The sequence below is a fragment of the Streptomyces sp. cg40 genome (assembly GCF_050320165.1).
Lineage (GTDB): Bacteria > Actinomycetota > Actinomycetes > Streptomycetales > Streptomycetaceae > Streptomyces > Streptomyces hokutonensis.
Genome location: NZ_CP190128.1, coordinates 7438294 through 7458772 on the forward strand (window position 1 = coordinate 7438294; position 20479 = coordinate 7458772).

Consider the following 20479-nt stretch of genomic DNA (forward strand, 5'->3'; position numbering starts at 1 on the left):
CAGCTCTCGATCCCAACTCGTCCGATCAGGGCGGAAAGTGATCGAAACAAATGGCCTTTCCGATGGTGACGCGATTCTTTTGATCAACCGTGGGCCGGGTTCCGGGACCCACGGATGGAGCCGGTGACATACGGACACACTGGCCTCGTGCCGGACAGGACCGACCGCGCGAACTCGGGCGACGTCAACAACCATGGGAATCTGCCGCCCGAGACGCGCAGTTTCGTCGGGCGGGGCGCCGAACTCGCCCGGCTGCGGGCCGCGTTGGACCCGGACACGGGACCGGCCCGGCCGGTGACCGTCGTCGGGGTCGGCGGCGTCGGCAAGACCCGGCTCGCGCTGCGCGCGGCGGCCGGGGTCCGGGACGCCTACCCCGACGGCGTCTGGCTCACCGAACTCTCCCCGCTGCGCACCTCGGGACTCGTCGACCTCGCCGTCATGGAGACCCTCCGGCTCGCCGACCAGTCGACGCGCCCGGTGATCGACGTCATCGCCGAATGGGCCCACGGCAGACGGCTGTTGCTGATCCTCGACTCCTGCGAACACGTCCTCGCCGACTGCGCCAGGTTCACCGCCGCGCTGCGCTCCCGGCTGCCCGGCCTGCGCGTCCTGCTCACCAGCAGGGAACGGCTCGCCCTGCCCGGCGAGGAGGTCCTCCACCTCGAACCGCTCCCGGTGGACGGCCGCCCCGGTGTCGACGAGGACGCCGGTGCCGCCGTAACCCTGTTCGCCGAGCGCGCCGCGGCGGCCGGACGCCCCCTGCCGGACGACGACCCGGCCGCCCGCGCCACCGCCACCGCCGTCTGCCGCCGCCTCGACGGCATCCCCCTGGCCCTCGAACTCGCCGCCGCCCGCCTCACCGACCTCACCCTCGACCAACTCCACACCCGCCTCGGCGAACGCCTGCCCACACTCCCGCCCTTACCGGATCCGTCTGCGTGGCCGGGTGCATCGGACTCGTCCGCACGGCCAGGCGTGCCGGACTCGTCTGCGCGGCCGGGCGTGCCGGATCCGTCTGCGTGGCCGGGCGTGCCGGACTCGTCTGCGCGGGCGGGTGCATCGGATTCGTCTGCGTGGCCGGGTGCATCGGATCCGTCTGCACAAGCGGGCACATCGGATCTGCCTGTGCGGGCGGGCGAACCGGATCTGTCTGCGTGGCCGGGTGCATCGGATCCGTCTGCTCAAGCGGGCACATCGGATCTGCCTGCGCGGGCGGGTGAACCGGATCTGTCTGCGCGGCCTGGTACATCGGATCTGTCTGCGCGGGCGGGCGTACCGGACCCGTCCGCGCCGCCGGGCGCACCGGACCCGTCCGCGCCGCGTGGCACACCCGCCCCCTCCGCGCCGCGTGGCGCGCCCGCACCCTCCTCGCCCCTCGACCTGCTCGTCTCCGCCCCCGGCGAACGCCCGCCCCGCCATCAGACCCTGCGTACCGCCATCGGCTGGAGCCACGAGCTGTGCGCGCCGCTCGAACGCCTGCTGTGGGCGCGGCTGTCCGTCTTCAGCGGCGGCTTCAGCCTAGAGGCAGTCCGGCAGGTCTGCGCGGGCGGACCGCTGCCCCCGGAGCGGATCGCCGCTCTGCTCGACCGGCTGGTCGCGCAGTCCATCGTGCTGCCCGACCCCGTCATCTCGGCCCGCTTCCGGATGCTCGACACCGTCCGCGAGTACGGCGGCGACTGGCTGCACGCCCTCGGCGAGGAACGCGCCGTACGCCGGCGCCACCGCGACCACTACGCCCGCCTCGCCCGCGAGGGCTGCGCCGAGTGGAACACCGGACGGCAGGTCGCCTGGTGCGAGCGCGTGCTGACCGAACACGCCAACCTGCGCACGGCGGTCGACTGCGCGCTCGCCGAGCCGGACGGCGGTATGTGGTCCGCGGCCGTGGAGATGGCCGGCCATGTCGGCTTCCTGTGGCGGCACTGCGGCTACCTCCGCGAGGCCCAGCACTGCCTGGACCAGGCCCTCGCCGCCGAGTCGCCGCCCGGCCCCGGCCGCACCCTCGCCCTGTGGTCGCGCGGCGCGGTCGCCATCCTCCAGGGCGACCAGGAGGCGGCGGCCAACTGGGCGGTGCGCTGCGCCGACGCGGCCCGCGAACAGGGCTCCCCGGTCGCCCAGGTCGCCGTCGCCTACCTCAGGGGCGGCCACCTGGCACTCACCGGCCGCCAGGCCGAGGCCATCGCCGTCCTCGACGCGGCACCCCGACTCCCGGTCCAGGACGACGGGTTCGGCGCCGCCCAGCTCCAGGCCCGGCTCGCGCTGTCTCTCGCGCACATGCTGCGCGGCGAGTTCGAGCGCGGTCGCGAGGTCGCCGACGAGGTGCGCACGGCCAGCCGGAAACAGGGCGAGTACTGGTGCGGGGCCTTCGCCGACTACCTGATCGCCCAGGCGGACCTGGCACGCGGCGACATACGGGCCGCGGTGGACGGCGCCCGCACGTCCATCGCGGGCCACGCCCTGCTGCACAACACGGTCGGCGCCGCCATGTCCCTGGACCTGTTGGCCGCCGCCGTCGTCACCGCGGGCGACGCCCACCGAGCGGCCCGCCTCCTCGGCATCGGCACCCGCCTCTGGGAACTCACCGGCCGTGCCCAGATGGACTCCCCGGACCTGATCGCCACCCGCCGCACCTGCGAACTCCGCGTCCGTGAACGCCTCGGCGAGGCCGCCTACACGACCGGCTACCGGGCGGGCCTGGCGATGACGTACGACGAGGGAATCGCGTACGCGGCCGTCGGCCAGTGACGCGGAAGTCAGTGACGCGGGGTGGGGCCGCCGAACGGCAGGAACAGGGTGCGGGTGCTGATCAGCCAACTGCCTTCCACCTGGCGGAAAGTGTCCTCGTAGTGGCCGACCTGGACCGGGGGACCGGCGGGGACCATGCCGCCGTGGTGGCCGTCGACGCGGTACGTCGTGAAGTACGCCGTGGAGATCGCCGTGTCGGGGGAGGTGAGGGTGACCAGTACGTTCGACATCAGGCGGCGCGAGAGCCGGCCGGCGGGCCGGGCGCCGAAGTACTTCCGCAGCGCCTCCCGCCCCTCGACCGCTCTGTCCCCCTCCGGCCACTCCCAGCGGCCGTCCTCCGTGAACAGCCCGGCGACGGAGGACGGTTCACCGAGATCGAGCCGGCGGACGAAGTCCAGGATCACGCGCTCACAGGCACGTTCGGCGAGCAGTCGCTGCAAAGGGTCCAGGTCCATGGGGTCGTTGGTACCAGCCGCACCCCTCGCCCCACGACCGAATTACACCGCCACGTACGTCACCGGCTCGCTCCCCGTCATGACCTCCGCCTGGCCCAGTTTCACCAGTCGTCGTAGGTGCGCCTCCGCCTCGGACACCGCGATGTTCCTTGACGGGAAGGGGATTTGGGCCCAGGGACGGTTCCACTCCATCCGCTCGGCGACCTGCCAGGCGGTGAGCGGTTCGGAGAGCAGGGCGAGGAGGCCTGTGAGGCGGTCCTCGTGGTGTGCGAGCAACTCCCTTACGCGGCCGGGCGCGTCGGTGAAGGTGTGCTGGTGGGCCGGGAGTACTTCGGCGGGCGCGAGGCGGCCGATTCGCTCCAGGGAGTCGAGGTAGTCGCCGAGGGGGTCGGCGATCGTGGTGTCGTCCGGGTCCTCGTACAGACCGATGTGCGGGGTGATCTCGGGGAGCAGGTGGTCGCCGGAGAACAGGCGGCCGTGGCCCGGGAGTTGGGCCGGGTGGTCCTCCTCCAGGTGCAGGCAGACATGGCCCGGCGTGTGCCCCGGCGTCCAGATCGCACGCAGTCGCCGGCCCGCCAGGTCGAGGAGTTCGCCGGGGACGATCTCCCGGTCGGGGAGCGCGGGCGCGAGCCCCGGCACACTGCGCGGTCGGGCCGCCCGGAGCGGGGCGAGGTGCTCCTCGGGTGCACCGGCCGCCGCGAGCTTCGCGGTCATGTACGTCAGCCAGCGGCCCGGTTCGGTGGAGCGGGCCCGCCGGACGATCGCCGTGTCCGCCGCGTGCATCGCGAGCCACGCCCCGGACGCCTCCCGCACCCGCCCCGACAGGCCGTGGTGGTCGGGGTGGTGGTGGGTGATCAGCACGCCGTGCACCTCGCCCACCCCCGTGCCGCAGGCATCGAGACCCGCGACGAGGGTGTCCCACGAGGCCGGGTCGTCCCAGCCGGTGTCGACCAGGACCGGACCGCGGTCGGTGTCGACGACGTAGACGAGCGTGGTCCCAAGTGGGTTGTCGGGGATGGGGACTTCGATGGAACGAACACCGCCGCCGTGGTCGCGGACCTGACCCGTGGACGTCATGGACTCCCCAATCGCCGCCTTCCGGCCACTATACGTGGACTCCATCGACCGGAACTGGTATTCAGTCCTCGTATCTGATGGATCGTCAGACAGTGATTCAGGCAGCGATTCAGGCAGCGGTACCGGGGAGGCGTTCGGCCATGACAGAGCTCGTGGAACACCGACAGCTGTTCATCGGCGGGGAGTTGACCGATCCCCTGGGCAAGGACGTCATCGAGGTGATCTCCCCGCACACCGAGGAGGTCATCGGACGCGTCCCGCACGCGTCGAGGGAGGACGTGGACCGCGCCGTCGCCGTGGCCCGCCGGGCCTTCGACGAGGGGCCCTGGCCGCGCATGACGCTCGACGAACGGATCGCGGTCGTCACCCGTATCAAGGACGCGATCGCCGCCCGGTACGAGGAGATCGGCCGCGTCATCTCCTCCGAGAACGGGTCGCCGTACTCCTGGAGCATCCTCGGGCAGGCCCTCGGCGCGATGATGGTGTGGGACGCGGCGATCACCGTCGCGAAGAACTTCACCTACGAGGAGCAGCGGGACGGCGTCCTCGGCAAGATCCTCGTACGGCGTGAGCCGGTCGGAGTGGTCGCGGCCGTAGTGCCGTGGAACGTCCCGCAGTTCGTGGCCGCCGCCAAGCTCGCGCCCGCGCTGCTCACCGGCTGCACGGTGATCCTGAAGCCGTCGCCCGAAGCGCCCCTGGACGCCTACCTGCTGGGCGAGATCGCGAAGGAGGCCGGGCTGCCGGACGGCGTCCTGTCGATCCTGCCCGCCGACCGCGAGGTCAGCGAGTACCTCGTCGGACACCCCGGCATCGACAAGGTCTCCTTCACCGGCTCGGTCGCGGCCGGCAGGCGCGTGATGGAGGTCGCCGCCCGTCATCTCACCCGCGTGACACTGGAGTTGGGCGGCAAGTCGGCGGCGATCGTGCTGCCCGACGCGGACATCACCACGTCCGTCCCCGGCATCGTCTCGGCGGCCTGGATGAACAACGGTCAGGCGTGCGTCGCCCAGACCCGCATCCTCGTACCCCGCTCGCGCTACGACGAGTTCGCGGACGCCTTCGCGGCGGCGGCGAGCGCCCTCGTGGTCGGCGACCCGCTCGACCCGGCCACCCAGGTCGGCCCGCTGGTCGCCAAGCGCCAGCAGCAGCGCAACCTCGACTACATCCGCATCGGCCAGGAGGAGGGCGCCAAGATCCTTACCGGCGGCGGCCGTCCACCCGGCCTCGACCGCGGCTGGTACGTCGAGCCGACCCTCTTCGGAGACGTCGACAACTCCATGCGCATCGCCCGCGAGGAGATCTTCGGCCCGGTCATCTGCCTGCTCCCGTACGGCGACGAGACCGAGGCCGTGAAGATCGCGAACGACTCCGACTACGGGCTGAGCGGCAGTGTGTGGACGGGCGACGTGGCCCACGGCATCGACATCGCCCGCCAGGTCCGCACCGGCACCTACAACGTCAACACCTTCAGCCTCGACATGCTCGGCCCCTTCGGCGGCTACAAGAACAGCGGTCTGGGGCGGGAGTTCGGGCCCGAGGGCTTCTCCGAGTTCCTCGAACACAAGATGATCCACCTGCCGGCCGGCTGGGAGGGGTGAGCCGGCGATGGGTGACCGCTGGCAGGTCGAGGTCGACCGCTCCGTGTGCATCGGCTCGGCCCAGTGCGTCCACCAGGCCCCCGGCCGCTTCCGCCTCGACTCGGCCATGCAGTCCCACCCGGCCGAACCGGAGACCGACGCCAACGAACGGATCCTCGCGGCGGCCGAGGGCTGCCCGGTGGAGGCCATCATGATCACGCTGCTGGGCAGCGGGGAACCGGTGTTCCCACCGGAGGAGTAGCCGCTGTACGGGAGTTGGTGTGCCCTAGGAGACCAGGAGGTCGGCGAACAGCGCACGGACCCGGGTGCCGTCGGGCTGGGCCCAGACGCCGGTGACATGGCCGAGCGCGCCCTCGGGCGCCGTGGAACCCGGGTCGAGCACCCGGTGCAGCCGCAGGGTCGGGTCGTCCGGTACGGCGAACTCGGTTGCCGTGTCGGTGTCGTCGGGGGCACCGAGGGCGGGGAGGGGTGCCGTACCGGTCCAGGAGCGGGCGACCTCCCGGTCCGGGGTGTCGGAGACGCTCTGCGCCTGCGCCTCCGTCCGCCCCTCGACGAACGCGGCCAACTCGGCGGTCAGCACCGGGTCGTGGCAGCCGTCGTAGGCCCAGCGCGGCCCGAGCACGCCGTGCTCCATGGTGCCGATGAGCGCGTGCTCGGCGCCGGGGAGCGGGGCCGCCCGGTAGGTGAGGGGGACGAGGTAGGCCCCGGAGCCGTCGGTGACGACCATGAACTCGATGCCGACCTCGCCCTCGGGGTCGTCGAGCCGGAACCCGCCGGCCTTCACCAACTCCGGTTCCGCTGGGCCGTGATACCAGGGGCGGGTGGGCAGCCAGGTGGTGAGGAGTTCGAGCTTGGTGGGTGTGAGAGTGGTGCGGTGGATGATCGCCATGCGGGAATTATCGGTCCGCGTCCGGTTCCGTGAGGTCGATGAGGCGGCACACCGTCTCGATGTCGATCTTCACCTGGGCGATGGACGCGCGGCCCGAGAGCCAGGTGATCAGGGCCGAGTGCCAGGTGTGCTCGATCACGCGGACCGCGGAGAGCTGTTCGGGCGTCGGGTGCTCCAGGCCCATCGCGTCCAGGATGATCACCGTGGTCTGCCGGGAGACCTGGTCGACCTCGGGGGAGACGCTGCGGTCCGCGAAGGTCAGCGCGCGGACCATCGCGTCGGCGAGATGCGGCTCCCGCTGGAGCGCGCGGAAGGCCCGCATCAGCGTCTCCGCGACCCGCTCGGCCGCCGTCTCGCCGCCCGGCGGCTTCTTGCGCAGCGTGCCGTGCATGTGCTCCAGCTGGTCCTGCATCGTGGCGACCAGGAGATGCACCTTGGACGGGAAGTACCGGTACAGCGTGCCGAGCGCGACCTGCGAGGACTCCGCGACCTCCCGCATCTGCACGGCGTCGAAACCGCCCCGGCTGGCCAGCTGCGCGCTCGCGTGCAGGATGCGGCGCCGGCGCGCCTCCTGCCGCTCGGTGAGGGGCGGCGAGGTCCGCGCAGTGGCTTCGGGCTTGGCTTCCACTGGCATGGCTCCCGTTCCGTGACTGCTTCCGTGACTGTCGGTGAGGGCGGGTGATCGGACCGATCATGGCAGGGTCCCGGTCGTGGTGTGAATCACCTGATCCACTTCTCACAGCGCCCGTACCGGCCGGTAGATTCAGAACCTCCTGGACGATCAAGTCTGAAACTTGTTCTAGATTAGCGTCCCGGCGTAATCTCGCGGGACAGTGCAGGCAGAAGGGGGCTCAGAGTGACCGCTGAGGCCAGTCAGGCGGGTCCCCAGGAGGACTCGGCAGCCGACGGCGAGCGACCGCTCCGTATCGCACTCCTCACCTATAAAGGGAACCCGTTCTGCGGCGGCCAGGGCGTCTACGTCCGCCATCTCTCCCGCGAACTGGCCCGCCTCGGGCACCGCGTCGAGGTCATCGGCTCCCAGCCGTACCCGGTCCTCGACGAGGGCTACGACGGCATCTCCCTGACCGAGCTGCCCTCGCTCGACCTGTACCGCTCCCCGGACCCCTTCCGCACCCCGAAGCGCGACGAGTACCGGGACTGGATCGACGCGCTCGAAGTCGCGACGATGTGGACCGGCGGCTTCCCCGAGCCCCTCACCTTCTCGCTGCGCGCGCGCCGCCATCTCCGCGCCAGACGCGGCGAGTTCGACGTCGTGCACGACAACCAGACGCTGGGTTACGGGTTGTTGGGGGATGTCGGCGCACCGCTCGTCACGACGATTCACCACCCCATCACCGTGGACCGGCAGTTGGAGCTGGACGCGGCACAGGACTGGCGCCAGCGCATGTCCAAGCGCCGCTGGTACGCCTTCACGCGGATGCAGAAGCGGGTCGCCCGCCGCCTCCCCTCCGTGCTCACCGTCTCCGGCACCTCGCGCCAGGAGATCGTCGACCACCTCGGCGTCCGCGACGACCGTATCCACGTCGTCCACATCGGCGCCGACACCGACCAGTTCTCCCCGGACCCCACCGTCCCGCAGGTACCGGGCCGGATCGTCACCACGTCCAGCGCGGACGTCCCCCTCAAGGGCCTGGTCCACCTCGTCGAGGCCCTCGCCAAGGTCCGCACCGAACACCCCGACGCCCACCTGATCGTCGTGGGCAAACGCCCGACGGAGGGTCCGGTGGCCCAATCCGTCGAGCGCTACGGCCTCGAAGGCGCCGTCGAGTTCGTCAAGGGCATCTCCGACGCCGAACTCGTCGACCTGGTCCGCTCGGCGGAGGTCGCCTGCGTGCCCTCGCTGTACGAGGGCTTCTCGCTCCCGGCGGCCGAGGCGATGGCCACGGGGACTCCGCTCGTCGCGACGACGGGCGGGGCGATCCCGGAGGTCGCCGGACGTGACGGCGAGACGTGCCTGGCGGTACCGCCGGGGGATCCGGGCGCGCTGGCCACGGCGCTGAGCCGCCTGTTGGCCGACCCGGAGTTGAGAGCACGGCTCGGCCACGCAGGGCGTGAGCGGGTACTGGCCCGGTTCACCTGGTCGCGAGCCGCGGAAGGCACGGTCCTGCGCTACCGCGAGGCCATGGCCGCCTCCGCCGACGAGGCCATGCGCGGCTCCGCCGCCGAACTTCCCGGCCGCTCCGCGACCCCCCGGGGCGTCGAATCCGCGACCTCCACGACCTCGACCTCCACGACCTCGACCTCCACGACCTCGACCTCCACGACTGACACCGGCGTCTATCCCGAAAGCAGGGCCACGTGCTGACCGTCGACTTCTCCCGGTTCCCGCTCGCCCCTGGCGACCGTGTCCTGGACCTCGGGTGCGGTGCCGGGCGGCACGCGTTCGAGTGCTACCGGCGAGGGGCCCAGGTCGTCGCCCTCGACCAGAACGCCGAGGAGATCCGCGAGGTCGCCAAGTGGTTCGCGGCGATGAAGGAGGCCGGCGAGGCCCCGGCCGGCGCCACCGCCACCGCGATGGAGGGCGACGCGCTCCAACTCCCCTTCCCCGACGAGTCGTTCGACGTCGTGATCATCTCCGAGGTGATGGAGCACATCCCCGATGACAAGGGTGTGCTCGCCGAGATGGTCCGGGTCCTGAAGCCCGGCGGCCGGATCGCGATCACCGTCCCGCGCTACGGCCCCGAGAAGGTCTGCTGGGCGCTGTCGGACGCGTACCACGAGGTCGAGGGCGGCCACATCCGCATCTACAAGGCGGACGAACTCCTCACCAAGATCCGCGAGGCCGGCCTCAAGCCCTACGGCACCCACCACGCGCACGCGCTGCACTCGCCGTACTGGTGGCTGAAGTGCGCGTTCGGCGTGGACAACGACAAGGCGCTGCCGGTGCAGGCGTACCACAAGCTCCTGGTCTGGGACATCATGAAGAAACCCTTCGCCACCCGGGTCGCCGAGCAGGCGCTGAACCCGCTGATCGGCAAGAGCTTCGTGGCCTACGCGACCAAGCCGCACCTCCCCCTGGCGGAAGCCAAGTGACCGCTCCCCGGACAGAACACCTCGTCCTGCCCGGGGTCCTCACCGCGGAGGAGGCCGCCGCGACCGTCGCCGGCATCCTCGCCGTGCAGCGGGAGGACGGGGCGATCCCCTGGTTCCGGGGCCATCACCTCGACCCGTGGGACCACACCGAGGCCGCGATGGCGCTCGACGCGGCCGGCGAGCACGAGGCCGCCGAGCGGGCGTACACCTGGCTCGCCCGCCACCAGAACGAGGACGGCTCCTGGTACGCGGCCTACGCCGACGGCGACGCGCACGACGTCACCGACCGGGGCCGCGAGACCAACTTCGTCGCCTACGTGGCCGTGGGCGTGTGGCACCACTACCTCTCCACCGGCGACGACACGTTCCTCGACCGCCTGTGGCCCACGGTCTACGCGGCGGTCGAGTTCGTCCTCCGGCTCCAGCAGCCGGGCGGGCAGATCGGCTGGAAGCGGGACGCCGACGGCACGGACACGGCCGACGCGCTGCTGACCGGTTCCTCCTCGATCCACCAGGCGCTGCGCTGCGCGCTCGCCATCGCCGAGCAGCGCGAAGAGCCGCAGCCGGACTGGGAGTTGGCGGTCGGCGCGCTGCGGCACGCGATCCGCCGCCATCCGGAACGGTTCCTGGACAAGGACCGCTACTCGATGGACTGGTACTACCCGGTCCTGGGCGGCGCGTTGACCGGCGCGGAGGCCAAGTCCCGCGTGGAGGAGGGCTGGACCCGCTTCGTCGTGCCCGGGCTCGGGGTGCGGTGCGTCGTCCCCAACCCGTGGGTCACGGGCGGCGAGTCCGCGGAACTCGCCCTGGCCCTGTGGGTGTTGGGCGAGTCCGACCGCGCGCTGGAGATCCTCCAGTCGATACAGCACCTGCGCGATGCGGAGACCGGGCTGTACTGGACGGGGTACGTCTTCGAGGACGACGCGATCTGGCCGCGTGAACTGACGACTTGGACTGCGGGGTCGTTGCTGCTTGCGGTGGCGGCGCTTGGGGGGCATGACGCGACCTGCGCCGTCTTCGGTGCCGAGCTTCTGCCGAATGGGCTGGATCCGGACTGTTGTTGAGCGCGGGCCGGTGGGGGCTGGTCGCGCAGTTCCCCGCGCCCCTGAAAGACACGCCGGGCCGGAGTCTTTAGGGGCGCGGGGAACTGCGCGACCAGCCACAACGCACCCGCACCCGCCACCCCGTCAGGAACGATGTACCCGGTTGGCGATCGCATGGCCGATAAACAGGTACACGATCGCGGCCAGACCATAGCCGCACACGACCCGCGCCCACGCCTCGTCGAAGGTGAACAGGTCACGGGACCAGCCGGCCAGCCAGTCCGCCGTGCGGTGGACGAACTGCACGAGGTCGTTCGCGCGGTTGGCGTCCAGCAGGTACATCAGGATCCAGAGCCCCAGGATGAGGGCCATGATGTCGGCAATGATCACGATGACGTTGCCGGCGGAATTCGAACCACGTCGGTAGGGGGACATGCCCACCGGGTTGCCGCTCCGCCCGCGCTGAAACCAGGCGGCGAGAAACCCGAACGGCGTCCCCCGGGTGGCGCAACCGCCCGGGCCGGGTGAGGCTGCCGGGGTAAGGACACCCACTCGGGGAAAACCCCGGAGGATTCCGTGCCCGTACCGATACGGCGCCTCTTCGTGGCGCTCACCCTGTGCTGCGCGCTGCTCGCCGGTGCCACCGCCTGCGGCAGCGCCACCGAGGACGCCACGCAGAACACCGCGGCCGTCGTGGCGGCCGCCGCCACCCCGAGCCCGAGCACCACCGCCGAGCGCCAGAAGCTCGCCAAGACCCGCTTCGTCGCCAACGCGGGCCTCGCCGCCGGTGCGACCTACCAGTGGATCGTGAAGCCCTGGAAGGCCGGCAAGTTCAAGAAGGGTGCGAGCGGACGCAGGTTCGCCCTCGTCAAGGCTGGCCTCGCCGGCGCGTTCGCGTACAACCGGCTCAAGGCGGCCAAGAAGAACGCCCAGGGCGACCCCACGCTCTCCAAGGCACTCGCCCCGCTGACCGCAGGCATTGACTCCCTCAAGGACCTGCCGTCCAAGCTCCGCAAGGGCGACTCGACCGACGCCACGGCGAGTTCCTTCGACGACATCATCAACAAGGTCAAGGACGCCGGGAAGAGCGCGGGCGCCGAGGTGACCGACAAGGTGCCGTCGGCAGGGCAGCTCGCGGGCGGTTGAGTCTCCGTCGGCTCCTAGGAGTTGAGCTCCGCCAGCACCCGCAGCGTGTGCGGGTCGGGCGCAAGGGCCAGCAGGTCCGTGACCGGGCCCTTGCGCCACAACTCCAGCCGTTCCGCGATGCGTTCACGCGGGCCGACGAGCGAGATCTCGTCGGCGAACGCGTCCGGCACGGCGAGGACGGCCTCCTCCCGGCGCCCGCCGAGAAACAACTCCTGTATCCGGCGGGCCTCTTCCTCGTATCCCATGCGTGCCATCAGGTCCGCGTGGAAGTTGCGGGCCGCGTGCCCCATCCCGCCGATGTAGAAGCCGAGCATCATCTTCACGGGGAGCAGGCCTTCGGCGACGTCGTCGCAGACCTTCACCTGTGCCATCGGTGCGACGAGGAAGCTGTCACGGAAGCCGGTGGTCCCGTACACCTCCGGCCGACTCGGCGACCAGTACAACGGCAGCCACCCGTCCGCGATTTGGGCCGTCTGCGCCACGTTCTTCGGCCCCTCGGCACCCAGAAGGACGGGTAGGTCGGGGCGGAGGGGGTGGGTGATGGACCTGAGCGGTTTGCCGAGCCCGGTACCGTCCGCGCCCCGGTACGGATGCGAGTGGAACCGCCCGTCCACCTCGACCGGCGCCTCCCGCCGCAGCACCTGCCGTACGACCTCGACGTACTCCCGGGTCGCGGTCAGCGGCGACCTGGGGAACGGCCGCCCGTACCAGCCCTCCACCACCTGCGGCCCCGACAGCCCGAGCCCGAGCATCATGCGGCCGCCCGACAGATGGTCGAGGGTGAGCGCGTGCATCGCGGTGGTGGTCGGCGAGCGGGCCGCCATCTGTGCAACCGCCGTCCCCAGCTTGATCCTTGAGGTCTGTGCGGCGATCCAGGTCAGGGGAGTGAAGGCGTCGGAACCCCACGACTCGGCCGTCCACACCGAGTCGTAGCCGAGCCGCTCCGCCTCCTGGGCCAGCGGCACGTGGTCGGCGGAGGGCCCGCGCCCCCAGTACCCGAGTGCGAGACCGAGCCGCATGTCGCCTCCACAGTCAGCAATCTGACGGATCGTCAGCAAGTCGACGGGACGGCTGCGACTGTACGACAACGGCCCCCCGCCCGGAAGGGCGAGGGGCCGTGGGAGACGCTGCGGGGCTCAGCCGCGCTGGATCCCGGAGGTGTCCTGCAGTACGCCACGACGGCCGTCCTGCGTCTGCGCGATCAGCGCGGCACCGCGCTGATCGACGGCCAAGTACCAGGTACCCGGCGCGAGTTCGGCGATCGTCGACGGCGAACCGTCCTCCGCGAACAGCGGGCGGGCCACCGGTACGGCGAACCAGAACGGCGAGAACTCCCCGCCCGGAGGCGGCGTCGGCTGCGGCTGGGGCTGACCGAACGGCTGCGCCGTCTGCGCCTGCTGCGGCGGAGTGCCGTACGACGGCTGAGGCGCACCGGCGCCCGGGTAGCCGTAACCGCCGGGCGGCTGGGCGCCGTAGGGCTGCGGGGCGGCCGGCTTGGGGGCGGGGACGAGGGCGGCCTGGAGGGCCGGGACGAGGGGCGTCGCGACGGCGGCACCGGCCAGGGCGAGGGCCGCGATGAAGCCGAGGATGAGGCCGGAGGAGGCGCTGGCGCCGTCCGGGGTGTCCACGAGCGACCAGAAGAGGGTCCACGCGGAGAGAACGGTGAACGCGGCGCCGACCGTACCGAGGTCCAGGCCCACGATCTTGCGCGGCTGGGGCAGGGCGCGGTTGACGACGATGAGAGCGGCACCGATCACGCCGCCGACATAAGTGCCGAGGGCGTTACCGAGGTTGGTCCACGCGGTCACGTCCACGTTGTACCCGGAGACGGAATAGAGCTTGAGGAACGACGCGATGAAGAGCAATACCGCTGCTCCGATCACCACACCGTCGCCTCGTGTGAGGGAGCGGATATTCACTTCAGGTCCTTCGTAGGTCGTCTCGTCGTCGGTTGACCCTATCGTCCACCTTGCCAGGGTGTCCGCCCGGATCAGCCCGCTGATCGCTACCCGCGCAGGAAACTCACGATTCCCTCAGAGATCCCCTGCGCCGCCGCCTGTCTCCAGGCGCCGTTCGTCAGCAGTGCGGCATCCTTGCTATCGCGCATATTGCCGCACTCGATGAACACCTTGGGAACCGTTGACAGATTGAGACCGCCCAGGTCCTTACGTGTGACGAGACCGGTGCCGTCGCCGACGTAGTTGGAAGGCGGTTCGCCCGTCGTACGACGGTAGTCGCTCTCGATGTTGCGGCCGAGAACGGCGGAAGGGGCGACGATCGCGCGGGTGTCGGCGCCGCCCGCGTGCACGGAGGCCGGCAGGATCACATGGAAACCGCGGTCGCCGGCCGGGGCGCCGTCCGCGTGGATGGAGATCGCGGCGTCCGCGTGCGCGGCGTTGCCGATCTTCGCGCGCTCGTCGACACACGGTCCCCAGGCCGGGGAGGAGCCGTCGTGGGTCAGCTTCACCGTGGCGCCCTGCCGCTCCAGGATCTTCTGCAGCCGGTGGGACACGTCCATCGTGAACTGGGCTTCCGCGTAACCCGAGTTGGTGGACGTCCCCGTGGTGTCGCACTCCTTCCAGTTCGTGCCGATGTCCACCTTGCGGTTGATCTCGGCGGTGTGCTGGAAGTTGGTGACGTTGTGCCCCGGGTCGATGACGACGACCTTGCCCGTGAGAGGCCGGGAGTTCGGCGGCTTGTCGTCGTTCGAGGCGGTGCCCGAGGGGGTCGCGGCCGCACTGGCCGCCGGCGCCGACGAACCGGCCGCCGCCCCGCCCGAGTCACCCGGACCACCCACCGCCTCGTACACGAACCACCCGACCAGCGCCCCCGGCACCAGCGCGGCCAGGGCCACGGTCAGGGGCCCACGACGGAAACGACGGGGCTGCGGGGGATCGAAGTCCGGACCTACGTACGACACGTGAGCCACCCTAGCCGTCCAGCGGTGCGGTCCCGCCGAAGCGGCGACAAGCGCCGCCAGGAGTCGCGGCCGATCTTCAGATGCCGGTGCCCGTGCGACGTAGCACCCGCAGCGAGTCCGTCGCCGACACCTCCGTGAACGCGCCGGATTCCAGGGCCCGTTGGTACACGCGGTACGGGGCCTGCCCGGTGAGCTCGTCCTCGGGTTCCGGGAACACGTCGTGGATGACGAGCAGCCCGCCCTCCGCGACATGCGGCGCCCAGCCCTCGTAGTCGGCGTTCGCGTGCTCGTCGGTGTGGCCGCCGTCGATGAAGACGAGGGCGAGGGGAGAGCCCCAGACACGCGCCACCTGCGGCGACCGCCCCACGAGCGCGACCACGTGCTCCTCAAGCCCCGCCCGGTACAGGGTCCTGCGGAACGTGGGCAGTGTGTCCATCAGCCCGATCTCCGGGTCGACCGTCTCCGGGTCGTGGTACTCCCACCCCGGCTGCTGCTCCTCGCTGCCCCGGTGATGATCGACCGTGAGCACGACGACACCGGCCGCCCGGGCTGCATCGGCGAGGAGGATGGCGGAACGCCCGCAGTACGTCCCCACTTCCAGCAAGGGCAGCCCGAGGCTTCCTGCCTCCACGGCGGCGGAGTACAGGGCGAGCCCTTCATCGACCGGCATGAATCCCTTGGCGCTCTCGAATGCGGCGAGGATTTCAGGCTTGGGTGCCGGGAGCATGGGGGACCTCTCGATCGGGGGTGCGCGTTGGTTTTAGGGGCGCGGGGAACTGCGCGACCAGCCCCCACGCACCCGCACCCGACAACCTACCGACTACGCGCTGACACTCTCACCGGGCAACGAAAGATCCAGGTCAACCGCGACCTCGTCCCCCGCATGCGACGCAGACGAGGCCAACGGCCCATGTCCCACCGCCCGTGCAGCCAGCACATACGCCCCCTCCGACGGCACAGCGATCACATAACTCCCGTCCTCGGACGACAACGTGGCTCCGGCCTGCCGCCCCCGCCGGTCGATCAACGTGACCTTGGCCCGCGCGACCGGCGAACCGTCCGCACCGAGTACCCGCCCCCGGAACCCCCGGAGAATCTCCTCCGCGCGCTCCAGATTGGCCTCCTCCTCGCTGCTGAAGTTCAGCTGCGGAGCCCGGTTCGGCTTCGGGAGGAACAGGGCCATCAGCAGACCGACGGCGACCGCACCCGTAGCGATCATGAAGGACACCCGGAATCCATGCATCGTGGGGATCGCGACCCCGCCCGCATGGTTCGCGGTGTTGGCCAGCACCATCCCGATCACGGCGCTGGAGACGGACGTACCGATGGACCGCATCAGGGTGTTGAGCCCGTTCGCCGCGCCGGTCTCCGACGCCGGCACCGCACCCACGATCAGCGCGGGCAGCGAGGAGTACGCGAGGCCGATGCCCGCGCCCAGGACGACCGCGATGACCAGGCTCTGCCAGGCCGCGCTCATCAGGCCGAGGCCGGCACCGTAGCCGATGCCGATGATCAGCATGCCGAGGATCAGGGTGACCTTGGGGCCGTACTTCGCCGAGAGGCGGGCGTAGACGGGGGCCGTGAACATCATCGTCAGGCCCAGCGGCGCGACCAGCAGGCCGGCGGTGACCATCGACTGGCCGAGGCCGTAGCCGGTGGCCTTCGGCAGCTGGAGGAGCTGGGGCAGGACGAGGGAGACGACGTAGAAGGAGACGCCGACCATGATCGAGGCGAGGTTGGTGAAGAGGACCGCGGGGCGGGCCGTGGTGCGCAGGTCCACCAGCGGGGCCTTCAGGCGCAGCTCCATCACGCCCCACAGCACGAGGACGACGGCCGCCGCGGCGAACAGGCCGAGCGTGGTGCCGGAGGTCCAGCCCCAGTCGCTGCCCTTGGTGATGGGGAGGAGGAAGAGGACGAGGCCGGCGGAGAGGCCGATCGCGCCGAGCACGTCGAAGGTGCCCTCCGCACGCATCGGGGACTCCGGTACGACGAGGAGAGTGAGGACGATGGCGAGGACACCGAGGCCGGCCGCGCCGTAGAACAGGGCGTGCCAGTCGGCGTGCTGCGCGACCAGGGCCGCGAGCGGCAGCGCGAGTCCGCCGCCGACGCCGATCGAGGAACTCATCAGGGCCATGGCCGAGCCGAGCTTCTCGCGGGGCAGCATGTCGCGCATCAGGCCGATGCCCAGCGGTATCGCGCCCATCGCGAAGCCCTGGAGCGTACGGCCTGCGATCATCGTGAGGAGATCGCTGGTGAGGGCGCTGACGAGCGCGCCCACCACCATGATGGCCAGGCTGGTGATCAGCATCCGCCGCTTGCCGTAGAGGTCGCCGAGGCGGCCCATGATCGGTGTGGCGACGGCTCCGGAGAGGAGCGTCGAGGTCAGGACCCAGGTGGCGTTGCTGGGCTCGGTGCTCAGCAGCTGCGGCAGGTCCTTGATGACCGGGACGAGCAGGGTCTGCATCACCGCGACAACGATGCCCGCGAAGGCGAGCACCGGCACGATGGCGCCGGACGGCCTCCGTGCGGGCTGGTCGGTCGACGTGTGCGTCATGGAGTGAGGCCTCCAGGCCTGAGGAGTGGGGTACAACCGGTTGATCCGTGCGGGATAAGTGCACGGTAAACCTCGTATGCATGGGCAACTATTCCGATGCTTCGGCGTACTAACGAATCCTTGACCGTTCCATGAATATCTGACCCTCTGTCACCTCTGGCCATTTACTGAAACGTGTTCTAATCTCGCCCGCCATGAAGGCCTATGTCGCCGGCGTCGGGATGACGAGGTTCGAGAAGCCGGAGAGCCGGGAGTGGCAGTACTGGGACATGGTGCGGGAGGCCGGCAGCGCCGCCCTCGCGGACGCGGGGATCTCCTACGGCGACGTGGAACAGGTTCCGATCGGCTACTGCTTCCAGCCCTCGACCGCCGGCCAGCGCGCCGCCTATGAGCTGGGTCTCACCGGCATCCCCGTCTACAACGTCAACAACAACTGCGCCACGGGTTCGACCGCGCTGATGCTCGCCCGCCAGCTCGTCGAGGGCGGGGCGGCCGACTGCGTACTGGCGGTGGGCTTCGAGAAGATGAAGCGCGGCGCGCTCGGCGGCGGTACCGACGGAGGGGACTTCGCCACGTCCCCCGTCGCGCGCCACTACGGCATCATGGCCGCCCGCCACGGCTTCGAGATGACCCCGCCCACCGCGCAGATCTTCGGCGACGCGGCCCGCGAACACATGGAGAAGTACGGCACGACGGAGGCCCAGCTCGCCGCCGTGGCCGCCAAGAACCACCGGCACTCGGCCCACAATCCGTACGCCCAGTTCCAGGACGTCTACGGCGTCGACGACATCCTCGCGGCCCGGGTCGTCCACCACCCGCTGACGAAACTCCAGTGCTCACCGACCTCGGACGGCGCCGCGGCGGCCGTCGTCGTCTCCGAACGCTTCGCGCGGTCAAGGGAGTTGGCCGGTCCGCTCGTCGAGATCGTCGCCCAGGCGATGACCACCGACACCGAGGACTCCTTCGCCTCCGGCTCCTGCGTCGACGTCGTCGGACAGCCCATGTCCCGGGCCGCCGCCCGCCAGGTCTACGAACGGTCCGGACTCGGCATCGAGGACGTGGACGTCGTAGAGCTCCACGACTGCTTCTCGATCAACGAACTGCTGACCTACGAGGCCCTCGGCATGTGCGAACCGGGGGAGTCCGGGAAGCTCGTCGAGTCCGGCGGCACGACCTACGGCGGGCGGTGGGTGGTCAACCCGTCCGGCGGCCTGATCTCCAAGGGGCACCCGCTGGGCGCCACCGGGATCGCCCAAGTCACCGAGCTGGTGTGGCAGTTGAGGGGGACGGCGGGGGAGCGGCAGGTACCGGGTGCCGAGGTGGGGCTCGCGCACAACATCGGGCTGGGCGGGGCGGCGGTGGTGACCTTGCTGCGGGCGACGTAGGTCCTGCGGCGGTGGTACGGCTGCGGCGAAATGCCGATGCCGGGGACGTGGGCCGGTTGAGAGTATGACGACCATGTCCCGAGCCGATGACGCCTCCCGCAGATCCCGCATATCCCGCCTGTTCAGCAGGGGCGCGCCGCCGCCCGCCTGGCTGGTGGTGGCGCTCGCGTGTGCCGGACAGTTCCTCGTCGTGCTCGACGTGTCCGTCGTCAACGTGGCGCTGCCGTCGATGCGGACCGACCTGGGCATGAGCGCGTCCGGGCTCCAGTGGGTGGTCAACGCGTACGCCATCGCCTTCGCCGGGTTCATGCTGCTCGGCGGGCGCGCCGGCGACCTCTACGGCCGCAAGCGGATGTTCCTCGTCGGGCTCGCGCTCTTCACCCTGGCCTCGCTGGCCGGCGGACTCGCCCAGGACGGCTGGCAACTGCTCCTCGCCCGGGCCGCGCAGGGACTCGGCGCCGCCGTACTGGCACCCTCGACGCTGACGATCGTCACCTCGGCGGTGCCGGAGGGCGCGGCCCGCGCCCGGGCCATCGCCACCTGGACCGCGGTCGGCGCGGGCGGCGGGGCCGCCGGCGGACTCGTCGGCGGGGTGCTCGTGGACACGCTGTCGTGGCGCTGGGTGCTGCTGATCAACGTGCCCGTCGGCGCGGTCGTGCTGCTCGGCTCACTGCGCCGGCTCCCGGAGAGCCGGGCCGGGGACGGGCGACGCCTCGATCTGCCCGGTGCCGTCCTGGTCACGGCCGGCCTCGGGATGCTGGCCTACGGCATCTCGCAGACCGAGGCCGAGGGGTGGACGGCCGCCGCGACCCTGGTCCCGCTGGCCGCCGGACTCGCGCTGGTCGCGCTCTTCCTCGTCGTCGAGGCCCGTACGGCCGCTCCGCTGATGCCGCTCGGGCTGTTCCGGTCGCGGGCGGTGTCGTCGGCCAACACGGCGATGTTCCTGTGCGGCTCCGCGATGTTCTGCATGTGGTTCTTCATGACGCTGTACACGCAGAACGTCCTCGGGTACAGCCCGCTGGAGGCCGGGCTCGCACTGGTGCCGAGTTCCCTGGCCGTCCTCGTCGGCTCCAAGTCGGCGCCCCGCTTCATGCCGGTCCTCGGCGCGCGCAACGTCGCCGTGCTCGGGTCGCTGATCGCGGCGGTCGGCTTCGGCTGGCAGTCGCTGATGACCGCGCGGGGGGACTATCTGACGGAGATCATGTTCCCCGGAATCCTGATGATGCTCGGCGCGGGCCTGACCGCCACCCCGCTCGCCGCGCTCGCCACGTCCGGGGCCGCGCCGGGCGAGGCCGGTCTCGTCTCCGGGCTGGTCAACACCTCGCGCACGATGGGAGGTTCGCTGGGCCTCGCCGTGATGTCGACGATCGCGGCGGCGCGGACGGCGGAGAGCGGTGGGAGTAGGCCGGAGGCACTGACGGAGGGGTACGCGCTGGCGTTCCGTACCGGAGCGGGGGTGCTGCTCGGCGGGGTGGTGCTGATGGTGGTGTGGCTGCCGTGGCGCAGGACGGCGGTACCTGCGGGGGTACCCACGGGCACCGGGTCGAGCGCGGACAGGGATGCGACTTCCACGACTTCCACGACTTCCACGACTTCCACGAGTTTCGAGAAGTGAG

General features: G+C 70.9%; 19 protein-coding genes. 9 read left to right on the top strand and 10 right to left on the bottom strand.

The features are described from left to right. Nucleotides 1-147: 147 nt before the first annotated feature. Nucleotides 148-2742 carry a hypothetical protein gene (locus ACQHII_RS33525; RefSeq protein WP_427922780.1) on the top strand — a complete coding sequence of 865 codons (2595 nt, stop codon included), beginning with the start codon at nucleotides 148-150 and terminating at the stop codon, nucleotides 2740-2742. An 8-nt stretch (nucleotides 2743-2750) separates the two neighbouring features. Here ACQHII_RS33525 and ACQHII_RS33530 read toward each other — a convergent pair whose 3' ends face one another. Next, nucleotides 2751-3197: a nuclear transport factor 2 family protein gene (locus tag ACQHII_RS33530; protein ID WP_427922781.1), complete on the bottom strand. Its 447-nt coding sequence runs from the start codon at nucleotides 3195-3197 to the stop codon at nucleotides 2751-2753. Between the two features lie 42 nt (nucleotides 3198-3239). Further along, a complete protein-coding gene (locus ACQHII_RS33535) occupies nucleotides 3240-4274 on the bottom strand; it encodes an MBL fold metallo-hydrolase (RefSeq protein WP_427922782.1) in 1035 nt (344 codons plus the stop codon). Between the two features lie 140 nt (nucleotides 4275-4414). Between ACQHII_RS33535 and ACQHII_RS33540 the strand changes: the two genes are divergently transcribed. Then, nucleotides 4415-5872, top strand: coding sequence for an aldehyde dehydrogenase (locus tag ACQHII_RS33540; RefSeq protein WP_427922783.1), 1458 nt, complete (start codon nucleotides 4415-4417; stop codon nucleotides 5870-5872). A gap of 7 nt (nucleotides 5873-5879) precedes the next feature. Then, nucleotides 5880-6113 carry a ferredoxin gene (locus ACQHII_RS33545; RefSeq protein WP_403654284.1) on the top strand — a complete coding sequence of 78 codons (234 nt, stop codon included), beginning with the start codon at nucleotides 5880-5882 and terminating at the stop codon, nucleotides 6111-6113. A 24-nt stretch (nucleotides 6114-6137) separates the two neighbouring features. Here ACQHII_RS33545 and ACQHII_RS33550 read toward each other — a convergent pair whose 3' ends face one another. Continuing rightward, nucleotides 6138-6761, bottom strand: a complete 624-nt coding sequence (locus ACQHII_RS33550) for a maltokinase N-terminal cap-like domain-containing protein (RefSeq protein WP_427922784.1) — start codon at nucleotides 6759-6761, stop codon at nucleotides 6138-6140. Nucleotides 6762-6768: 7 nt separating this feature from the next. Then, complete coding sequence (locus ACQHII_RS33555) at nucleotides 6769-7395, bottom strand: TetR family transcriptional regulator (RefSeq protein ID WP_427922785.1); 627 nt, start codon at nucleotides 7393-7395, stop codon at nucleotides 6769-6771. A gap of 222 nt (nucleotides 7396-7617) precedes the next feature. Between ACQHII_RS33555 and ACQHII_RS33560 the strand changes: the two genes are divergently transcribed. Genes ACQHII_RS33560 through ACQHII_RS33570 form a run of 3 tightly spaced genes read left to right on the top strand, consistent with a single transcriptional unit; the run spans nucleotide 7618 to nucleotide 10879 of the window. Next, a complete protein-coding gene (locus ACQHII_RS33560) occupies nucleotides 7618-9087 on the top strand; it encodes a glycosyltransferase family 4 protein (RefSeq protein WP_427922786.1) in 1470 nt (489 codons plus the stop codon). Continuing rightward, the gene (locus tag ACQHII_RS33565; RefSeq protein WP_427922787.1) at nucleotides 9081-9815 is read left to right on the top strand and encodes a class I SAM-dependent methyltransferase; all 735 of its coding nucleotides are present in this window, start codon (nucleotides 9081-9083) and stop codon (nucleotides 9813-9815) included. Before ACQHII_RS33560 ends, ACQHII_RS33565 begins: the two co-directional genes overlap by 7 nt. Further along, complete coding sequence (locus ACQHII_RS33570; RefSeq protein WP_427922788.1) at nucleotides 9812-10879, top strand: prenyltransferase; 1068 nt, start codon at nucleotides 9812-9814, stop codon at nucleotides 10877-10879. Before ACQHII_RS33565 ends, ACQHII_RS33570 begins: the two co-directional genes overlap by 4 nt. Before the next feature lie 123 nt (nucleotides 10880-11002). On the opposite strand, the gene ACQHII_RS33575 is transcribed toward ACQHII_RS33570, so the two are convergent. Continuing rightward, nucleotides 11003-11293, bottom strand: a complete 291-nt coding sequence (locus ACQHII_RS33575) for a hypothetical protein (RefSeq protein WP_200716241.1) — start codon at nucleotides 11291-11293, stop codon at nucleotides 11003-11005. A gap of 141 nt (nucleotides 11294-11434) precedes the next feature. Between ACQHII_RS33575 and ACQHII_RS33580 the strand changes: the two genes are divergently transcribed. After that, complete coding sequence (locus ACQHII_RS33580; protein ID WP_427922789.1) at nucleotides 11435-12004, top strand: hypothetical protein; 570 nt, start codon at nucleotides 11435-11437, stop codon at nucleotides 12002-12004. Nucleotides 12005-12018: 14 nt separating this feature from the next. Here ACQHII_RS33580 and ACQHII_RS33585 read toward each other — a convergent pair whose 3' ends face one another. The 5 genes from ACQHII_RS33585 to ACQHII_RS33605 form a co-directional block, all read right to left on the bottom strand. Then, nucleotides 12019-13023, bottom strand: coding sequence for an LLM class F420-dependent oxidoreductase (locus ACQHII_RS33585; protein ID WP_427922790.1), 1005 nt, complete (start codon nucleotides 13021-13023; stop codon nucleotides 12019-12021). 117 nt (nucleotides 13024-13140) lie between these two features. Continuing rightward, nucleotides 13141-13923, bottom strand: a complete 783-nt coding sequence (locus tag ACQHII_RS33590) for a hypothetical protein (protein ID WP_427922791.1) — start codon at nucleotides 13921-13923, stop codon at nucleotides 13141-13143. 86 nt (nucleotides 13924-14009) lie between these two features. Continuing rightward, nucleotides 14010-14924 carry an N-acetylmuramoyl-L-alanine amidase gene (locus tag ACQHII_RS33595; protein WP_427922792.1) on the bottom strand — a complete coding sequence of 305 codons (915 nt, stop codon included), beginning with the start codon at nucleotides 14922-14924 and terminating at the stop codon, nucleotides 14010-14012. Between the two features lie 76 nt (nucleotides 14925-15000). After that, complete coding sequence (locus ACQHII_RS33600; RefSeq protein ID WP_427922793.1) at nucleotides 15001-15651, bottom strand: class I SAM-dependent methyltransferase; 651 nt, start codon at nucleotides 15649-15651, stop codon at nucleotides 15001-15003. Between the two features lie 93 nt (nucleotides 15652-15744). Then, nucleotides 15745-17478 (bottom strand): MFS transporter, encoded by a 1734-nt coding sequence (locus ACQHII_RS33605; RefSeq protein ID WP_427922794.1) that lies wholly within the window; start codon nucleotides 17476-17478, stop codon nucleotides 15745-15747. A gap of 194 nt (nucleotides 17479-17672) precedes the next feature. Here ACQHII_RS33605 and ACQHII_RS33610 point away from each other — a divergent pair, with 194 nt between their 5' ends. Then, a complete protein-coding gene (locus ACQHII_RS33610; RefSeq protein WP_427922795.1) occupies nucleotides 17673-18863 on the top strand; it encodes a lipid-transfer protein in 1191 nt (396 codons plus the stop codon). 64 nt (nucleotides 18864-18927) lie between these two features. Beyond that, nucleotides 18928-20478 carry an MFS transporter gene (locus ACQHII_RS33615; RefSeq protein ID WP_427922796.1) on the top strand — a complete coding sequence of 517 codons (1551 nt, stop codon included), beginning with the start codon at nucleotides 18928-18930 and terminating at the stop codon, nucleotides 20476-20478. Nucleotide 20479 lies beyond the last annotated feature (1 nt).

Excerpts from the sequence above, each read along its gene's own strand:
- ACQHII_RS33610 (WP_427922795.1), top strand. The coding sequence starts at position 17,673 with ATGAAGGCCTATGTCGCCGGCGTCGGGATGACGAGGTTCGAGAAGCCG.
- ACQHII_RS33585 (WP_427922790.1), bottom strand. The coding sequence starts at position 13,023 with ATGCGGCTCGGTCTCGCACTCGGGTACTGGGGGCGCGGGCCCTCCGCC.
- ACQHII_RS33530 (WP_427922781.1), bottom strand. The coding sequence starts at position 3,197 with ATGGACCTGGACCCTTTGCAGCGACTGCTCGCCGAACGTGCCTGTGAG.
- ACQHII_RS33540 (WP_427922783.1), top strand. The coding sequence starts at position 4,415 with ATGACAGAGCTCGTGGAACACCGACAGCTGTTCATCGGCGGGGAGTTG.
- ACQHII_RS33605 (WP_427922794.1), bottom strand. The coding sequence starts at position 17,478 with ATGACGCACACGTCGACCGACCAGCCCGCACGGAGGCCGTCCGGCGCC.
- ACQHII_RS33600 (WP_427922793.1), bottom strand. The coding sequence starts at position 15,651 with ATGCTCCCGGCACCCAAGCCTGAAATCCTCGCCGCATTCGAGAGCGCC.
- ACQHII_RS33550 (WP_427922784.1), bottom strand. The coding sequence starts at position 6,761 with ATGGCGATCATCCACCGCACCACTCTCACACCCACCAAGCTCGAACTC.
- ACQHII_RS33555 (WP_427922785.1), bottom strand. The coding sequence starts at position 7,395 with ATGCCAGTGGAAGCCAAGCCCGAAGCCACTGCGCGGACCTCGCCGCCC.
- ACQHII_RS33535 (WP_427922782.1), bottom strand. The coding sequence starts at position 4,274 with ATGACGTCCACGGGTCAGGTCCGCGACCACGGCGGCGGTGTTCGTTCC.
- ACQHII_RS33545 (WP_403654284.1), top strand. The coding sequence starts at position 5,880 with ATGGGTGACCGCTGGCAGGTCGAGGTCGACCGCTCCGTGTGCATCGGC.
- ACQHII_RS33615 (WP_427922796.1), top strand. The coding sequence starts at position 18,928 with ATGACGACCATGTCCCGAGCCGATGACGCCTCCCGCAGATCCCGCATA.
- ACQHII_RS33575 (WP_200716241.1), bottom strand. The coding sequence starts at position 11,293 with ATGTCCCCCTACCGACGTGGTTCGAATTCCGCCGGCAACGTCATCGTG.